The sequence below is a fragment of the Ideonella sp. P3_A4 genome (assembly GCF_056403075.1).
The window spans coordinates 1-16,937 of record NZ_JBFUGE010000089.1; the positions used below are offsets into that span (position 1 = coordinate 1).

The 16,937-nt window shown below is 64.9% G+C and carries 11 protein-coding genes; 5 read left to right on the plus strand and 6 right to left on the minus strand.

Features of this window, described 5'->3' with window-relative positions; translation table 11 throughout:
- Positions 1 to 648: DUF3466 family protein (locus AC1DYI_RS11180; protein ID WP_477204182.1), on the plus strand; the 648-nt coding region annotated here is incomplete at its 5' end.
- 36 nt (positions 649 to 684) lie between these two features.
- Here the strand turns inward: AC1DYI_RS11180 and AC1DYI_RS11185 are convergent.
- Complete coding sequence (locus AC1DYI_RS11185) at positions 685 to 1,998, minus strand: peptidase inhibitor family I36 protein (RefSeq protein ID WP_477204183.1); 1,314 nt, start codon at positions 1,996 to 1,998, stop codon at positions 685 to 687.
- A gap of 20 nt (positions 1,999 to 2,018) precedes the next feature.
- Complete coding sequence (locus AC1DYI_RS11190; RefSeq protein WP_477204192.1) at positions 2,019 to 3,242, minus strand: hypothetical protein; 1,224 nt, start codon at positions 3,240 to 3,242, stop codon at positions 2,019 to 2,021.
- A 289-nt stretch (positions 3,243 to 3,531) separates the two neighbouring features.
- On the opposite strand from AC1DYI_RS11190, the gene AC1DYI_RS11195 reads away from it, so the two are divergent.
- The 4 genes from AC1DYI_RS11195 (at position 3,532) to AC1DYI_RS11210 (ending at position 11,926) form a co-directional block, all read left to right on the plus strand.
- Positions 3,532 to 5,871 carry a hypothetical protein gene (locus AC1DYI_RS11195; protein WP_477204184.1) on the plus strand — a complete coding sequence of 780 codons (2,340 nt, stop codon included), beginning with the start codon at positions 3,532 to 3,534 and terminating at the stop codon, positions 5,869 to 5,871.
- 160 nt (positions 5,872 to 6,031) lie between these two features.
- Positions 6,032 to 8,383, plus strand: a complete 2,352-nt coding sequence (locus AC1DYI_RS11200) for a hypothetical protein (protein ID WP_477204185.1) — start codon at positions 6,032 to 6,034, stop codon at positions 8,381 to 8,383.
- Positions 8,384 to 8,540: 157 nt separating this feature from the next.
- Positions 8,541 to 10,877: a hypothetical protein gene (locus tag AC1DYI_RS11205; RefSeq protein ID WP_477204186.1), complete on the plus strand. Its 2,337-nt coding sequence runs from the start codon at positions 8,541 to 8,543 to the stop codon at positions 10,875 to 10,877.
- The gene (locus AC1DYI_RS11210) at positions 10,874 to 11,926 is read left to right on the plus strand and encodes a TIGR03032 family protein (RefSeq protein WP_477204187.1); all 1,053 of its coding nucleotides are present in this window, start codon (positions 10,874 to 10,876) and stop codon (positions 11,924 to 11,926) included. Before AC1DYI_RS11205 ends, AC1DYI_RS11210 begins: the two co-directional genes overlap by 4 nt.
- A 338-nt stretch (positions 11,927 to 12,264) precedes the next feature.
- Here AC1DYI_RS11210 and AC1DYI_RS11215 read toward each other — a convergent pair whose 3' ends face one another.
- The 4 genes from AC1DYI_RS11215 to AC1DYI_RS11230 form a co-directional block, all read right to left on the minus strand.
- Positions 12,265 to 12,825 (minus strand): hypothetical protein, encoded by a 561-nt coding sequence (locus AC1DYI_RS11215; protein WP_477204188.1) that lies wholly within the window; start codon positions 12,823 to 12,825, stop codon positions 12,265 to 12,267.
- A gap of 178 nt (positions 12,826 to 13,003) precedes the next feature.
- On the minus strand, positions 13,004 to 14,953 hold the full coding sequence (locus AC1DYI_RS11220; protein ID WP_477204189.1) for a DUF3732 domain-containing protein: 1,950 nt from the start codon (positions 14,951 to 14,953) through the stop codon (positions 13,004 to 13,006).
- Positions 14,950 to 15,453, minus strand: a complete 504-nt coding sequence (locus AC1DYI_RS11225; RefSeq protein WP_477204190.1) for a three component ABC system middle component — start codon at positions 15,451 to 15,453, stop codon at positions 14,950 to 14,952. The genes AC1DYI_RS11220 and AC1DYI_RS11225 overlap by 4 nt, the downstream gene beginning before the upstream one ends.
- The gene (locus AC1DYI_RS11230; protein ID WP_477204191.1) at positions 15,450 to 16,649 is read right to left on the minus strand and encodes an ABC-three component system protein; all 1,200 of its coding nucleotides are present in this window, start codon (positions 16,647 to 16,649) and stop codon (positions 15,450 to 15,452) included. Before AC1DYI_RS11230 ends, AC1DYI_RS11225 begins: the two co-directional genes overlap by 4 nt.
- Positions 16,650 to 16,937 lie beyond the last annotated feature (288 nt).

Here is a 16,937-nt window from a genome sequence, read left to right on the forward strand (position 1 = left end):
ACCGGCCCCGGCATCAACAACGTCGGCATGCTGGTCGGCTCCACCGAGACGCTCGATCAGAAGACTCGCGCCTTCGTCTGGGACAACGGTTCGTTGAGCCGGCTCGGCACGCTGGGCGGCGACAACAGCTACGGCTACGGGATCAATGACCGCGGCGACGTGGTGGGCTCATCTGACCTGGCCAATGGCGAAACGCACGCCTTCCTCTTGCGCGCGGGCACGATGCGTGACCTGGGCACTCTGGGCGGCACCACGTCGAGGGCCACGGGCATCAACCAGTCGCGCCAGGTGGTCGGGTGCTCGAAGACGGCCGGCAATGTGTCGGAAGAGGCCTTCATCTACGCCAGCGGCCTGATGCAAGGCCTGCCGACGCTGGGCGGCACCAACGCCTGCGCGTACGCCATCAACAAGGCGGGCTGGGCCGTTGGTAACTCGACGGTCACCCCGGGTGGCATCGACTACCGTGGCTTTGTCTATGACGGCGAAAAGCTCTACAACCTGAACGATGTACTCAGCGCCGATGACAAGGCCACCTGGCTGATCACGCAAGCCCGCGGCATCAACAAGAAGGGCCAGATCGTCGGCACCGCCAAGAACCTCGTCGACGGGAAGGTTCAGGCTGTCGTGCTGACGCCGGTGGTTCGCTGACCCTCCGAAGGCGCGGCTGTGGCCGCGCCTTTCGGGTCAGTGCAGGATCAGCGGCGCCACGCCATTGGCGAACGGCCAGCCCTGCGTTTCGTCGGTGCCGGTTTCCCAGTCGAAGCCGCCGTGGATCGTGGGGTTGGCTGCCTCGACGCGGGTCCATGTGTCGATCGCCTGGGCCTTGGTCATGTAGTTCGGCAGCGAGGTGTTGATGCCCAGGCCGACCATCACATGCGTCGGGCCCAGCAGGTTGACCCACTCCTGCACGTTGCCCACCACGTAATCCGGCTCGGCCAGGCCGGGGCCGTCGTAGTACTGCGGGGCGCAGTAGTCGATCGCACCGGCGTTCAGCATGTCCTTGCAGAAGGTCTTGTCGACCGGGTTCCACGGCGCTGGCGGTGCGCTGATGATGAAGCCCGGGTACAGGCGCTTGAGCTCCTTGCTGATCCAGGCCATCTCGCTCGTGTCGGGCGTCTGGTCGCCCTCGAAGGTGTTCCAGTCCATGCCGTCGAAGCCACCGAGCTGGTTGTAGATCGAGACGATGCTGTCGACAAAGGTCTGTGACTTGGTGCGGGTCGGGAAGCTCATGCCGTTCTTCGCACCACCCACCGACAGCAGGACCTTGCGGTGCTGCACCGTGCGGGCGTAGGCGATGTCTTCGTTCAAGTGTGTGGCGGCGCCGCGGCCGTCGCCCGGCGGCGAGTAGGTCACAGCACCGGTGGTGCCCGGCGGGCCGCCCACCGGCACCGCGTGGAATAGGTAGACCAGGTTGTAGTTGAGCGGCAGGTCGCGCAGGCGCAGCGGCGAGGGCGTCCAGTTCACGTAGTAGCCGCCGCTGAGCTTGCCGCTGTCGCCACCGCCGTCGCCGCAGGTGGTGGGTGCCCAGTACCAGGTGCTGATGGTCGGGTTGGTGCCGTCGGTGCCGTTGGCGGTGACGTTGATGACCTTGTAGTACTGGCCGTTCGGCTCGAAGCGCACCACGTCGCCCAGCCAGTAGTTCACGCCTTCTTGCCAACTGACGGCGGTGCACTTCTTGACCACCTTCAGCGAGGTGGTGATGTCGTTGAAGTTGGCGCCGGCGAGGCTGGCGGTGTGCACCTTCAGCGTCAGCGAGCGGCCGCCGTACTGCTTGTTCTCGAACAGCGTGGCCTCGTAGCCCGCGCTGACCTTGACCGACGAAGTCTTGTCGTTCCAGGTGTCCTTCAGGTTCGGCGTGTCGGCGCTCTTGCAGTTGGGTTTGCCGCCATAGTTGGCGTCCTTGTACAGGCACACCGGGCCGGTGGCGGCGGCGTGGGCTGCGGGCGCAAGCCAGGCCATGGCGAGCGCCAGGCCGATTCTGATCAGAGGTTGGTTCATCGAAGGCTCCTGGGGCGGGTTCAGTTCGGGACTTGGGGTGACAGCGGGCCGGCCCACAGGTTGGGCACGTCCTGCTTGTTGGTGCCGGGTGCGGGTGAGGGCTGGTAGGCGGTGAAGTCGCCGCTGCTGGTGCCGACTTGCGGGAACAGCACGCGCTGCGAGTAATCCATCTTCATCAGCTCGACCGTGCCGGTGGCGCGGATCGAATAGCTCTGCCCGGGGGCCACATGCACGGCCGGTGACAACGAGCACTTGCGAAACCCATAGCCCTGCGACGGCGTGCAGCTGGCCTGCTGGCCGGTCGAGAGGTTCTTCAGCGTCAGCGTGCCGATGCCACTAACGCCTGCGGTGTAGCCCCCAACCTCGGTCAGGTCTCGATCGACCTTGGCGTTGGCATAGGCGACGGTGCAACCGACGCAATCGACGCTGTAGGCGTAGTAGGGCTGGCCGGGCACTGTGCTGCCATTGGTCAGCCGAAAGCCGTACTGCGGGAAGCGAATGGCCGGGTGGTTGGTGTCGTGGTCGTTGATGTACGACGGGTACTGGCCATTGGCCTTGCCGTAGCGCCAGCTCTTGCCGCCGTCTTCTGACCAGGCCACATGCTCGCGCGGGTCGAGCGACATCAGCGCGCCCTTGGCATAACGGCTGAGTTCGTTGCGACCGTGCGGGCCGGCCAGCGCGGCATCACCGATCGGTGCGTTGAACGAGAAGAAGTTGTGCGCCGGATCGGCGTGCACGTTGCTGACCACCAGGCCGTAAAGGCGACCGGCCTTGAGCGTGCCATGCAGCGAGGCCCAGACCAGCACCGGGATCTGGTTGTCGACCTCGGCCTTGGCCTGGTTGTGGCGCGTRCAGCCGTTGACAGTCTCGGAGGCGATCGTCTCGGCGGGCAGGCCGGTGGCCTTGTCGATCTTGACCAGCCGCACCAGCATCAGCCCACCGTCGCCTGCGCCGTATTCCGCGTTGCCGGAATCCCAGCAATTGGCGCCACGCAGCTTGAAGCCGAAGTAGACGCGGTCGACATCCATTGTCGATCGCGGCACGAAGCGCAACAGCGTTCGGTAGTTGGCCGCCTTGAGTGGCGAATCGTTGACGTTTTCGATGCCGATCGAGAGCGCACCGGCGCGGCCGCCCGCGGCCAGCGCTGGTGCGCCCGCGGTCAACGTGAAGGCGGCGGCGCAGGCGAGGGCGGCGATGCGCACAGGCGCAGCCAACCAGGCCGCGCGAATCTTCAGCCTTGTCATGCAGTTGCTCCTCCGGCCCCCTGTGCCTCGAACGGGCATGCTGGGTTCCCGCTCGCATTCTTGTTTGAAACCGCTTTCCAGCGGCTTACAGGGGCGCGTTGTTTGGTAACCAGGCGTTCAAGGTCGGCCCGCCGGATGCCAATCAACCGTTCGGTTAGGCCTCGCAAGGGTCAATCGCTGGACGGCAGGGGGCACGGGTGCTACGTTGCGCACGGCACAGCATGTCGGTCGACACTCGGCCGGCGCCGCCGCAAGGTGGCTGGCCGTGCTCTACCAGGGAGAGACATCGATGGGGACCTATCGAGCTTTCCGCCCGGCCAGACAAGCCGAGCGAGTGGCGCCTGCTGTCGCCTTGACCACGCTGGCGCTGGCAGCAGCGCTCAGTTGCGCACCGGTCGTTGCTCGCCAGGTGGCCGCGCCCCACCCGGCGGTGCACAAGAACATTGCATTGAAGGATGTCGCGGCTGGCAAGGGCGGCTTCATCATCAACGGTCCAGCGAACAGGCTCGCCTTGAGCGGCGCGAGCGTCGCGGGCGCCGGCGACATCAACGGCGACGGGCTGGACGACCTCATCATCGGCGCGCCCGGCGATGGCGGCGACAACTACCCCGATCGCATCGGTGCGAGCTATGTCGTGTTCGGCAAGCTGGACACGCAAGCCGTCGACCTGGCCGCCGTGGCGGCCGGCCAAGGCGGGTTTGTCATCCATGGCGAAGGCACCAATTACGGCACCGGCCAGACGGTGGCCGCTGCCGGCGATGTCAATGGCGATGGCCTGGCCGACCTGCTCATCGGCAACGGCACCCGCTTCGGCAACGATCAACCGGCCAGCAACTGCTACGTCGTGTTTGGCAAGGCCGATACCGGCCCGGTCGAGTTGTTGGCGGTGGCGGCCGGCCAGGGCGGCGRCTTCGCGATCCATATCGCCAGCCCAACCACGGCGAGCGGCTTCAACGTGGCGCCGCTGGGCGACTACAACGGCGACGGTTTCGCCGACATTGCCGTGGGCGTCCGCTACGACCGCCCGGGCAAAGATGGCAGCAGCCGCAACTACGTCGTCTTCGGCAAGGCAGGCCCATCGACGGTCCAGTTGTCAGTGGTTGCGCAGGGTGACGGCGGGGTGGTGATCAACAGCGAAGTCCCGCACGGCAGCAGCGTGATTTCCGGCGTCGGCGACGTGAACGGCGACGGATTGGCCGATCTGGCGATCGGCGCCCCGGGGCTCAACGGCGGTGCCGGCCGCAGCTACGTGGTGTTCGGCCGGGCGGGCACGGCCCCGATCGAGTTGACTGCGGTCGCGGCTGGCGACGGCGGCTTCAAGCTCGATGGTTGGAACGAGTACGACGCCAGCGGCAGCGTCGTGGCCCCGGCGGGCGACATGAACGGCGACGGCCTGGCCGATGTGTTGATCACCGCACCGGCCAGCTACTGGAAGTACGGCCGCTTTGCCATGGGCGTGACCTATGTGATTTTCGGTCGCAAGACCACCGAGCCGGTCGTGCTGCGCACCATCGAGCAGGGCCTGGGCAACGGATTCGCCATCTACGGCGAATCCATCCGCTACGACTACAGCGGCAAGAGCGCGGCCAGCATCGGCGACATCAATGGCGACGGCCTGTCCGACCTGATCGTCGGGGCACCAGGCGCCGATTCGGAGCCGCCTTCAGATGGTTACTACGGCGGCCGTGCCTACGTGGTCTACGGCAAGACCGATTCAACCCTGCTGCGCCTGAGCTACATCACCGGCGGCGGGGCTGACGGTGTCACCATCTTCAGCGAAGGCGACTACGGTGCGATGGGCACTGGCGCTTCCGGCGCCGGCGATGTCAACGGCGATGGCCTGCCCGACCTGATCGTCGGTGCGCCGGAGCGCGACCTGACCGGCGCAGACAACTCAGGGCGCAGCTACGTCATCTTCGGCTCGGYGACGGGTGCCTTCGGGCCAACCGCCTTCGACCAGGTTGGCACACCAGGTGACGACACGCTGACCGGCAGCGACGCCCGCGAATCATTGGCGGGCGGCGCCGGCAACGACGTGCTGATCGGCAACGGCGGCGCCGACGTGCTTTACGGCGGCCCCGGCGACGACACCCTGGTGGTGAACGCCAGCAACGTCAAGGCGCTGCGGTCTGCCTGGGGGCAAGGGGGCAATCGCAATCAGCTGGCCCGCATCGAGGGCGGGGCCGGTTTCGACACGCTCAGCCTGGCGGGCGCGAACATCACACTCAATCTGCGCGCTGTCTTCAGCCGGGGCATGAGCATGCCGGGTAATGCCTCGCGCATCGAGTCGATCGAGCGCATCGACCTGACGGGCGATGGCGACAACCAGGTTCGCCTGGCTGTGCAGGACGTGCAGGACATGACCGGCATGAACCTCATCAACGCCGGCAACCAGGCCGCGCTCGGCTGGAGCAACGGCAGCTACCAGTTCCAGGCGACGTCGCGCCGCCACCAGCTCGTCGTCGACGGCAATGCCGGCGACGTACTGGCCACGGTGCTGCACGACTGGAAGAGCATGGGCACCGTCTATCACGGTGGACAGGCGTACGCGGTATGGAACAGCCTCGCCGGCCGTGCGCAACTGCTGATGAACCAGCAGGTGCAGCCGGTGTACTACAGATCGCCGTGACGGCCCCGCTGCATCTTGCAATACATTTAACTAACAAGTTAGGGGACTGTACTCCCGATCGCTGGACGCCTCCGGGTCCAAGGTGTTACGTTGCGCACTGCGCAGCGCACATGCCCGCCATTGAGGTGCGGCTGCTGCTCCAGCAGGGAGAAAAACACCGATGGGTTCTTATCGAGATCTCGGCTCAGCCAAGCCCGCTGGGCGAGCAGGCCCGGCCGTCGCCTTGACGATGATCGCGCTGGCCGCGGCCTTGAGTTGCGCGCCGGCTGCCGCCCGGACGCCAGCTGCGCACTCGCCAGCCGCCAACCGGGCGGAAGTCAAGAACATCGCGCTTTCAGATGTGGCCTCCGGCAAGGGCGGCTTCATCATCAATGGCCCGAATATCCAGAACGCCTTCAGTGGCAAGAGCGTGGCGGGCGTCGGTGACGTCAACGGCGACGGCCTGGACGACCTGCTCGTCGGCGTGCCGGGCGAAGGCACGGGTAGCTACACCGGTCGCGCCGGCGCGAGCTACCTGGTGTTCGGCAAGCCCGGGACGCAAGCCGTCGACCTGGCCGAAATCGCCGCCGGTCACGGTGGCGGGTTCGTGATCCGCGGCGAGGGGGTGAACCTGGGCAGCGGCATGACGGTGGCGGCCGCCGGCGACGTCAACGGCGATGGCCTGGCCGACTTCGTCATTGGCGTGGCCACGCGCTACGGCAACGTCAAGCACGCGAACCGCAGCTACGTCGTGTTTGGCAAGGCCGACACCGAAGCTGTCGAGTTGTCGCAACTGGCTGCCGGCCACGGCGGGGGCTTCGCCATCCATGCGTCCAGCCCCAACACGGCCACCGGCTTCGTCGTGCGCGCCGCGGGCGACTTCAACGGCGACGGGCTGGCCGACGTGGCCGTCGCCGTGCGCTACGACCGCTTCGTCAGCGAGCCGAACAACGCCCGCAGCTACGTCGTGTTCGGCCAGACGGGCAACGCGCCGGTCGAACTCTCGGCGGTCGCGCAAGGCACCGGCGGGGTCGTGATCAACGGCGAGATTCCGAATCAGCACGACACCGTGATCTCGGGCGCCGGCGATGTGAACGGCGACGGCCTGGCCGATCTGGTGATCGGCGCGCCCGGGCTGCTCGGCGGCGCCGGCCGCAGCTACGTGGTGTTTGGCCGGCCAGACACAACGCCGATCGAACTCACCGCGGTCGCGGCTGGCACCGGCGGCTTCAAGCTCGACGGCTGGGACGACTACGACGGCAGCGGCAGCAGCGTGGCGGCGGCCGGTGACATGAACGGCGACGGCCTGGCCGACGTGCTGATCGGCGCCCCCGGCATCTACTGGAAGTACGGCCGTTGGGCGCAGGGCGTTACCTACGTGATCTTCGGCCGCAAGACCACCGAAGCGGTCAAGCTGGAAGACGTTGAAAGAGGCCTCGGCAACGGCTTCGCCATCTACGGTGAATCGATCCGCTACGACTACAGCGGCAACAGCGTGGCCAACATCGGCGACATCAACGGCGATGGCCTGTCCGACGTGCTCCTCGGCGCGCCGGGGGCTGACGCGTATGACTTCTACCAAGGCGGCCGCAGCTATGTGGTCTTCGGCAAGACCGACGCCACCTTGGTCGACCTCACCTACGTCACCGGTGGCGCCACCAACGGCATCACGATCATGGGTGAAGGCAACTACGGCGCCATGGGCACGAGCGTGGCCGCGGCCGGCGACGTGAATGGCGATGGCCTGCCCGACATGATTCTGGGCGCGCCCAGGCGCAGCCTGACTGACGACGACTACGCGGGGCGCAGCTACGTGGTCTTCGGCGGCACCACTGCGGCCTTCAAGCCGACGGCCTTCGACCAGGTCGGCGGCCCGACAGACGACACGCTGACCGGCAGCGAAGCCAGCGAATCGCTGTTGGGCGGCGCCGGCAACGACACGCTGATCGGCAACGGCGGCGCCGATGTGCTCTACGGTGGCCCGGGCAACGACACGTTGATGCTGAACGCCAGCAACATCACGGCGCTGAGGCTGCCCTACGGGCAAGGAGCCAACCGCAAACAGCTGGCCCGCATCGACGGCGGGGCAGGCTTCGACACGCTCAGCCTTGCGGGCGCGAACATAACTCTCAACCTGCGCACTGTCTTCAGCCAGGACATGAGCATGCCCGGCAGTGCCTCGCGCATCGAATCGATCGAGCGTATCGATCTGACGGGCGATGGCGACAACAGCCTTCGCCTGGCCGTGGCCGATGTGCAAGACATGACCGGCATGAACCTCATCAACGCCGGCAACCAGGCCGCGCTCGGCTGGAGCAACGGCAGCTACAAGTTCACGCAGACCATGCGCCGCCACCAGCTGGTCATCGACGGCAACGCCGGCGATACGCTGGCCGCCACCTGGCGCGACTGGAAGAGCATGGGCACCGTCTTCCACGGCAGCCAGGCCTACACTGTTTGGAACAGCGTCGCCGGCCGCGCCCAGCTGCTGGTCAACCAGCAGGTGCAACCCGCGGCCGAGAGCCCGCCGTGATGGGATGGCCTGCTCTTTGAGCCGGTAAACTAACAAGTTATGGATGCACTCTAAGAATGACTGGACGTCTTCTGACTTCGAGTGTCACGTTGCACGCCGCGCAGCGCACCCTGCCTGTCATCGAGATGGCCGCTGCCTCAACAGGAGAGGAAAACCAATGGGTTCTTATCGATACTTGCGTCAGGTCCAATCTGCCGGGCGACTGGGGCCAGCCGTTGCGTTGACGACGATCGCGCTGGCCGCAACCCTCAGTTGCGCGCCGGCAGCCGCCCGCGTGCCAACGGCACAGCAGCCGGTGGCCCGTCAGACGATGGACCCGAGCATCCACCTTGCCGACGTTTCGGCCGGCAAGGGCGGTTTCATCATCAACGGCACCACGGTCAAGTACGCCTCCAGCGGCGCGAGCGTGGCGGGTGCCGGCGATGTCAACGGCGACGGGCTCGACGACCTGATCGTCGGCGTGCCGGGAGAAGGCCCGGGCGCCTGGCACGCCGGCGCGACCTACGTGGTCTTCGGCAAGCCGGGCACCGAGCCCTTCAACCTGGACCGGATCGCCGCTGGCCAGGGTGGCGGCTTCGTGATTCGCGGCGAAGGCGTCAACAGGAACAGCGGCTCCTCGGTGGCCGCGGCGGGCGATGTCAACGGCGACGGCCTGGCTGACGTCCTCATCGGCGTGGGGCAGCTGTTCGGCAGCCCCGAGCCGGAGGATCGCAGCTACGTCGTCTTCGGCAAGGCCGACACCGCGCCTGTCGAGCTGTCGGCCGTGGCGGCAGGGCAGGGCGGCGGCTTCGCGATCCACGGGATCAGCCCCAACGATGTCCAGAGCTTCTCTGTCGCAGCTGCTGGTGACTTCAACGGCGACGGCCTCTCCGACGTGGCCGTCGGCCTGCGCCACAGGTCCGAAGATTTGAAGGAGGAGTGCTGCTACGTTGTCTTCGGCAAGACGAACACCGCGCAGGTCGAGTTGTCGGCCGTCGCGCAAGGGGCCGGCGGCGTCGCGATCAAGGGCGAAGCGCATTGGGGGGCGGCCAACATTGCCGGCGCTGGTGACTTCAACGGCGACGGGCTGGCCGATCTGGTGATCGGCGTGCCCGAGATGAACGACCGCATGGGCCGCAGCTATGTGGTGTTTGGCAGGCACGGCACCGCGCAGATCGACCTGGTTCAGGTGTCCGCGGGTGAGGGCGGCTTCAGGCTCGATGGCGGGGTGGACTATGACGTCAGCGGCAGCGTCGTGGCGGCCGCCGGCGACATGAACGGCGACGGCCTGGCCGACGTACTGATCACCGCGCCGGGCAAGTCCCAGCGGTACGGCCGTTGGGCAAAGGGGGTCACCTACGTGATCTTCGGCCACAAGACCACCGCGCCGGTCGCACTGACCGACATCGAGGCTGGCCGCGGCAAAGGCTTCGCGATCTATGGCGAATCGATCCGCTACGACTACAGCGGCAGATCGGCCGTCAGCATCGGCGACCTGAACGGCGACGGTCTGTCCGACCTGCTCATCGGCGCGCCGGGGGCCGACGCCGACAATGTCTACGCCGGCGGCCGCAGCTATGTCGTCTACGGCAAGGCAGACACCGCCAACATCGATCTCCGCTCTGTGACAGGGGGGGCAGCTGCCGGCGTGACGATCATGGGCGAGGCCGTCTATAGCGGCGTGGGCACCTCCGTCGGCGCGGCGGGCGACGTGAACGGCGACGGGTTCCCCGACCTCATCATCGGGGCGCCCGACGTGGACTTGCCCGGAGCGGCCGGCGCCGGGCGCAGCTACGTGGTCTTTGGCGGCAACACGACAGTCTTCGATCCCACCGCCTTCGACCAGGTCGGAACGCCGGGCAACGACGCGCTCACCGGCAGCGCGGCCAGCGAATCGATGGCCGGCGGTGCGGGCAACGACGTGCTGGTCGGCAACGGTGGCGCTGATGTGCTGTACGGCGGCCCGGGCAATGACACGCTGGTGCTCAACGCCGGCAACGTGACGGCGCTGCGCTCGCCGCTGGGCAGCGGTGGCAACGTCCAGCAACTTGCGCGCGTTGATGGCGGTGCCGGGTTCGACACGCTGAGCCTGTCGGGCGGAGGCATCACCCTCGACCTGCGCCACGTGTCCAGCCAGGGCATGAGCCTGCCGGGCAACCTCTCGCGCATCGAGTCGATCGAGCGCATCGACCTGACGGGCGATGGCGACAACCAGCTTCGCCTGAGCATGGCGGACGTGCACGACATGACCGGCATGAACCTCATCAACGCCGGCAACCGCGCCGCGCTCGGCTGGACGAACGGCAGCTACAAGTTCGCGCAGACGACGCGCCGTCACCAGCTCGTCGTCGACGGCAACGCCGGCGACTCGCTGACCACCGCCTGGCCTAACTGGAAAAACGCGGGCACTGTCTTCCGCAACGGCCAGGCCTACACTGTGTGGAACAGCATTGCCGGCCGTGCGCAGTTGCTGGTGAACCAGCAGGTCCAGCCTGCGTCAGACGCCTTGCCATGACCGCCACCGCTGCTGCACCCGCCCTCGAGATCACCACTTCGCGCCAAATGCTCGCCTGGATGGCGCAGCAGCGGCTCTCGATTGCGCTCACGACCTACCAGATCGGCAAGCTGTTCCTGCTCGGGATCAAGCCCGACCGCGAGCGAGAGCTGTCGGTCTTCGAGCGCAGCTTCAACCGCTGCATGGGCCTGTGCCCGGCCGACAACGGCTTCTACATGAGCAGCCTCTACCAGGTCTGGCGCTTCGTGAACGTGCTGCAGCCCGGGCAGACGCAAGACGGCTACGACCGGCTCTACGTGCCGCAACTGGGCAACACCACCGGCGACCTCGACATCCACGACATGGCGGTCGACGGCGATGGGCGGCTCGTCTTCGTCAACACGCTGTTCGGCTGCCTGGCCACGCTGAGCGACACCCACAGCTTCAAGCCGATCTGGCGCCCGCCCTTCATCAGCCGCCTCGCGGCCGAAGACCGCTGCCACTTGAACGGCCTCGCGATGAAAGACGGCAAGCCCGCCTACGTGACCGCAGCGAGCACCAGCGACGTGGTGGACGGTTGGCGTRAACACCGCGCCAACGGCGGCGTGGTGGTCGACGTGGCCAGCAACGAAATCGTCGCCCGCGGCCTGAGCATGCCGCACTCACCGCGCTGGCACCGCGGCAAGCTGTGGGTGTTGAACTCCGGCACCGGCGAGTTCGGCCACATCGAGCTCGACACCGGCCGCTTCGTGCCCGTGGCCTTCTGCGCCGGCTACCTGCGCGGCCTGTACTTCGTCGACGACTTCGCCATCGTCGGCCTTTCCAAACCGCGCGACAACAAGACCTTCAGCGGCCTGCCGCTCGACGAGCGCCTGCGCGAGCGCGAAACCAATGCCCGCTGCGGCATTCAGGTGATCGACCTTCGCACCGGCGACGCCGTGCACTGGCTGCGCATCGAAGGCATTGTCGACGAACTCTACGACGTGATCCCGCTGCCGGATGTGCATACGCCGATGGCGTTAGGGTTCAAGACGGATGAGATTCGACGGGTGGTGAGTGTGGAGGAGTGAGGGGGGCGACCTTGCGGTGAGGGCGCTGAAGGCCAGGAGCAGCCATGCATCGCCGGGGTATCGAAGCCTGCTTCAGACTGGTTACGGTCCTTCGAGCGCGCCGCAGACCGACTGCTCTTGTCGAAGGCAGACGCTGGACTGACGGACCGACGACCGACTTCCACTGGGCCGAATCATGAGCCTCTGACTACGAGCGCTTGGACGCGACGCCCCCGAAGGGCAGCTGTCCAACTGTCCCCGATGCGCTTCGAGACGTGGCTCGCTGCGCCGCGAACGCCACCGCGGAAAGCTTTTGCCGCGTCGGAGCAACCTCGCTTGGTACCTATAAAAGTCCAGTGTCATGTTGGTGGAGGAGGCGGGGCGATCTCCCGGGCAAGCCTTCTCATGCGGGCGTTGTACGCGGTAAAGAAGGTCCAACCGCGATCACGAGCCTGAGCGCCGAACAGTCTCTCTGCCGGTGCGAGCAAAAGATCTCCCGCACCGTAGCCCTGCGTGAGCGCGACCCCCTCGGCAAGCCCGAGGTGCTCTCGCGCTGTCTTCTTGAAGTCCGCGCGCGACTTCTCCGAGTTGTGCGCGACGCGATTTCTAAGCTTCACAGCCGACAGCAGGATCTGAACGTTGGGGTGCAGCTGTGTTGCGTACGGGGCACCGCGCACCATGTAGTTCTTCGCGATCGCAATGACCCATTTGGGATCCCCGAACTTCGAGTAGTTCTTCGTCGGATCGTACGAAGGATCCCCAGAGATAAGATGGTATGAATGTGATATGTCCGCCGCCTTCCCGAGTCGCAAAGTCGGACTACTAGCATCGTCTGCCTTGGCGCCAGCCAGGTAGCGAACAAACGACTGCTCCAAGAATTCTTCCCAGGCCGACACCAGACCCAGGAAAGCCAGCTCCACGACTCGACGGCATTGCTCCGGATGGAGCCGCGGCGCAGCGGTGTGTGGGTGAATGGCAGCGAGCGCTGAGACCGCCTCGACCAGTTCTCTCGCAGATGTTGATGCCGCGAGAAAGGCATCACGAACATGTCCGACCTTCGGAGGACGCCCAGCCATCTTTACCTCACTAGCCGCACCATCATTGCCCGCTTGATAACCAATCCGATGGGATCAGCTTCCGTCCTCCTCGCCAGCGCTCCACGACCGCCGATTGGAACCAGTCTTCGGTCAGGTCGGCATGATCCATAACGATGATCTGTAGCTGTGGTGCCAAGTCGTGGGCCGCCTTCGCGACCAACTTGAACAAGTCAAGCACAGCCTCCTGGTCCTCGTCGTTCAGCACCGTCAGCGATCCATTCGCATCGCGAGCCGGCGGGTAGTGCGCTTGCGACGGCTGGTCGAAGATGATGAAGCCTGGCACGGGCCGTCCCTTCATTCGGAACCACTTGTGCAAGGCGAGGTGCGCAAGGATGTGATAGCCAACCCAGTTCTCGCCGCTGCCCATTTTGTAGAGTGGAACAGGGCCGTCAATCGTGTCGGCTACTACAGTTAGGTTGCGAATGTCCAGCCGTAGCTGGGAGTCGCTGTGCTCGAGCTTCAACGCCTTCGAGTACTCCGTCATCTCACGGCCGATGATGTTGAGGAACGCGCTGAGCTTCTCTCGTACAGAGTTGATGTCTAGCTCCGCCTCCAGGGCAGCGACGCGAGCAGCGGCAAGCTCATGTTGCCGCCGCAGAGCCGAGTTGTCGTCCCGATTGGTCGCGGTCTCCACGTATTGCTGAACCTTTCCGACGACCCGCGCACGCAAGATGAAAGCATCCTGCTGCACCCTCAGAACTTCGTTCTCTTGAATGCGCGCGTTGATTCGATGCTGGTTCTCGCGGAGCTTTGTCTGGATTTCCTCTTCCTCGCGTTGAAGCGCAGCGAGCCGTGCCTGAAGGCGCGGATTCTCAGCCTGAACCGTCTCAAGCTCTTCATTGAGCCCCTGAAGTGCGCGCGCAATCCGAGCAACAGCTGGAATCTGGTCTCCGAGAACACTTGCGCAGACAGGACACTGCTCCGTTCCATGTGCGTGATCGGCCCTGAAGAGTCCTACGGTACTGAGGCGTGCGCGTTGCTCCTTCGCCTCTCGCTCGAAGCCTGTCGTCTCCGACGTGAACACACGCGTCGATCGAATCTCGACGTTCAGCCGCTCCATTTCATCGCGAAGACTCTGCCGCTGCGCACGAAGCTCCGCCAACGCGGCCTCCCCGTCGCCGACCACAGCATCACTGCGTGGAAGATCCTCACTGCCGATTTTCCGCAGGGCCTCGATTGCACGTTCGTAGCTCGCCGGACGGAAGCGCTCGTCGAGTAGGCCAACATGACGCGCCTCGTCGAGAAGCGCCTCAGCGCGTGGGTAGGTGCTGCTGTCCAACGCCTCGGCTTCGCGTACCCGGCGCTCAAGCTGGCGTAGAGCTCGCCGCGCTTGCTCAAGCTGCGCCTGTTTGAGCAGCCTGTTTTCGTCGATCGCGCCGAGGAAATACGGGAAAGTGTCCCGAATGGCCTGCCCGACGAAATCCTCACCCTGTCGGTGGAACAGCCGCTGCTTGCTGTCAATGTCGTTCTGATCTTGAATCGAGAACAGCAGAGCATGCCGAAAGTTCGCATTCAGCGGATCACGCGTCGGGGCTTCAGGCCGATGCTCGTTCTCACTGATGCCGATCGCGCCTCCAAGGAACTGTTCCAGCGCATCCACGGTCATGTTCTTGTGAAGTGCGGAAGCCTCGGGCAAAGCCAGCTGCGCTCCACGTTCGACATATACCTCGGGACTTGTCTTCTCCCCTACGGCTGGATTCTTGCGAGCCACAAAGACTTGGCCGCTACCGAGCTGGAACAGCAGGCCGTACCAGGCCACGTGCTTACGTATCACRCCTGCGGCCACATTGCAGTCGCTCCTGCCAGTGCAGTAGTCAATGATGTCGATGATCGCCGACTTGCCCGTCTTCGAAGCGCCCGTGAGCACACTGAGACCGCCGATATTGAACGCAAGCACCCGAACTTGCCCTGAATGGCTGTAGAGGACTAGCTTCGCAATCTGCAGGCTCACGGCGCTACTCCCCACGCAGAAAAGATCGTTGATGTTGTACCCGCAGCCGAGAACCACCGACCAATGAACGCCGCGCGATCCGCACAATCACGAGCATCGGAAGTAAAGAGCTCCGTTCGCTTCTCAGTCGGGGCCAGAAACCCGGCCGCCGGCGCGAGCTCACCATCTTCGCCAAGCTCGATCGCATCGTATGCAATGCCGAACAAGATGGCCTCCCTTGTCATCATCTTGAGCTGACTGACTCTCTGGGCAAATCCAACCAAGCAGGCCTGGTTGCCTTGAACCCAGGACAACAGCGACGTAATCGTCGAATGCGGCAGCGCGGCGCGTGTGTCTCGATGGAGGACGATGGGGAGCACTAAGAAGCCAAGTGCAAAGGGCAGTGGACGGTGTGCCTTACCTCGAAAGTCCTTCGCTGCCACCGCGAGCAAGGTCGCGCAGAACGCCGGGTTGAAAAGGTTTGCTTCCTCGACGGCCCGGTCATGCCAGCTCTTCGTCACGACTCACYCCCTTCCTCGTCGGGCGACTCCGCCTCATCCATGAAGTCGGGATGCCAACCAACCTTGTGCCGGTTCGCGAGGATCTGAAAGCTCCCGTGCGTCAGGAACCGATGCGCAGCAGACCGAAGCGGAAAGAGCGCATCGACCTCCGCCCACTTGTAGAGCGACTGGCCCAAAGTGACTTTCACGTCATCGCCGCACGCGCTCGGTAGTTCGTCGACCATCGCGGCGAACCTTGGCTCCCACGCTTCAACTAACTGCTGTTCGTATAAATTCACTTCGCCATCAACGAGGAGCTGCTCGCGCGCCCACTTCGAACGTTGCTCCCAGGCGCGGTAGTAGTCCCGGATCGCGTACTCGATCCGCTGCGATCCCACGCCAATTCGGCGGAGCTGTCGCACGAACGGACGCTTGTCGAGGTCGGCGACCACCGCCGCCGGCGGAGTCACGCCAAAGAAATCGACCGGAAGCGAGGTTCGTCGAAACTCCTCTCTGAGTTCGTCCACCCGGTTATCGATGGACATGACAGGGATGGAACTCCGGCAGGTCAGCGCGTTGACTACAACACCAAACCACCAGCCCTCTAACCGCTCAACGAAGTGATCCACGTGTTCCTTCGCCACGGCCATCCGAACGGCACGGCAGATGTCTTCGCGAACATCAATGATGTTGGGCGAGCCATCGAGGACATCGATCGACTTCAGCAGGGTCGCCTGCCGCGCTTCCCCCAGGTCGGCGAATGCCTTATACGCTGCTGCATTCTCCACGCTCTTTGAGGTTGCGGCGGTCTTAGCGAGCAACTGTCGTGCGCGATCCTCATTACGGTCTCGCACACGCAAGAAGGACGCAGCTGACCCGTCAGAGGCCGCGCTCGTTGTCACAAGAACGAATCGGCGACGAAAGACTTCGTCAATATCCTCGGTCACAAGCTGGACCCAGATACCGACCGTCTTCCAAAGGTCAACGCTGGCATCCGAAAGGTTGCCCGCCTGGGCGACGTGATGTTTGGTCTGGATTAGCTCGACGGGTGATCCACCCGTCACGAAGGCAACATCGTCGAACTTCTCAATGGTGAGCTCCAACTCCGGACGATCGGAAATCGCCTCAAGTCCCTTGAGGAGCGCATAGCGGCACTGGAACAAGTAGCCCGTCGCAGCAGCTGCGGCTTCATGGGCGTTTTCCTTTTTCTTCGTCATCTGCGTCTACGCCTCCCGGGCATAGCGAGCCTTTCGCGATCGTTCACAAGCCCGCGTCGATTCAGATGTATCTGTTCGTAGTGGATCGCACCGATGGTCCATGCACTCAGCTAAACGTTCTGGCAGCCCGAAACCCGACATAGGGGGGGCAGGGTGAGGGAAAACGTGAGGCCGTAGGACAAAATGCGGGCTGCTGCACGGGAGTCCGACGCCATCGCTTTCGGCGATTAGATCCTCGGGCGCGGCTTGCCGCAGGTCGCCTTGGCGCCATCCCGAGCAGCATCAACA

Bases quoted from the DNA above. Each gene is read 5' to 3' on its own strand.
- AC1DYI_RS11185 (WP_477204183.1), bottom strand. From the start codon at position 1,998: ATGAACCAACCTCTGATCAGAATCGGCCTGGCGCTCGCCATGGCCTGG.
- AC1DYI_RS11200 (WP_477204185.1), top strand. From the start codon at position 6,032: ATGGGTTCTTATCGAGATCTCGGCTCAGCCAAGCCCGCTGGGCGAGCA.
- AC1DYI_RS11205 (WP_477204186.1), top strand. From the start codon at position 8,541: ATGGGTTCTTATCGATACTTGCGTCAGGTCCAATCTGCCGGGCGACTG.